General features: G+C 66.9%; 1 protein-coding gene. It reads left to right on the forward strand.

All coding sequences use genetic code 11. The features are described 5' to 3' along the window. Positions 1 to 90 precede the first annotated feature (90 nt). On the forward strand, positions 91 to 1078 hold a 988-nt coding region (locus E1181_RS31120), incomplete at its 3' end, for an IS481 family transposase (protein ID WP_132679974.1).

Below are 1078 nucleotides of genomic sequence, written 5' to 3' on the forward strand. Positions count from 1 at the left end.
TGACACGGGGTCGGATGATCTTGGAATGAGTGAGGACCTCCGGGTTCGGTGTGGATCACCACAATCTGCACCGATCACCAGGAGGTCCTCGTGTGTCACCGTAACGCTCCGCTGACCGAGACGGGCAGGCTGCGTCTGGCCCGGTGTGTCGTGCAGGACGGGTGGCCGCTGCGGCGGGCGGCCGAGCGTTTCCAGGTCTCGGTGGCGTGCGCGAAGCGGTGGGCGGATCGTTACCGGCGTGACGGCGAACAGGGCATGGTCGATCGCTCCAGCCGACCGCATCACAGCCCAGGGCGTGTTCCCACTCGAACGGAGCGGCGGATCATCAAAGTCCGGGTGCTGCGGCGGTGGGGCCCGGCCCGCATCGCCGGGCTGCTCCGGCTCAACCCCTCGACCGTGCACCGGGTTCTGGCGCGGTATCGACTCAACCGGCTCAGTCATATGGACCGGGCCACCGGACGCGTGATCCGCCGCTACGAGTACGACCAGCCCGGCGGCCTGGTGCACGTGGACATCAAAAAGCTGGGCAACATCCCCGACGGAGGCGGCCACAAAGTCCACGGCCGTGCCACCGGCGGCCGGCACAACGCCCGCAGCCAACCCATCGCCAACAACAGCAGCAGCTCGCGGGCGAAGCTGGGCTATGCCTACCTGCACACCGCCCTGGACGATCACAGCAGGTTGGCCTACACCGAAATCCTGCCCGACGAAACCAAAACCACCGCCACAGCGTTCTGGAAACGAGCGCAAGCATGGTTCGCGGCAGCGGGCATCGAGATCCAGCGAGTCCTGACCGACAACGGCGCCTGCTACCGATCCCGCCCCTGGAAAGAAGCGCTGCACACGGCCGGTATCAGCCACAAACGGACCCGCCCCTACCGGCCTCAGACCAACGGCAAAGTCGAGCGTTTCCACCGCACCCTGCTCGACGAATGGGCCTACGCCCAGCCCTACAGCACCGAGACCCAACGGCGCGCCGCCTTGCCCGGCTGGCTACACGGCTACAACCATCACCGCCACCACACCAGCATCGGCGGCCCACCCGCCAGCCGCGTAACCAACCTCTCAGGTCAGTACA

This window comes from Saccharopolyspora terrae (assembly GCF_004348435.1).
Classification (GTDB): Bacteria; Actinomycetota; Actinomycetes; order Mycobacteriales; family Pseudonocardiaceae; genus Saccharopolyspora; species Saccharopolyspora endophytica.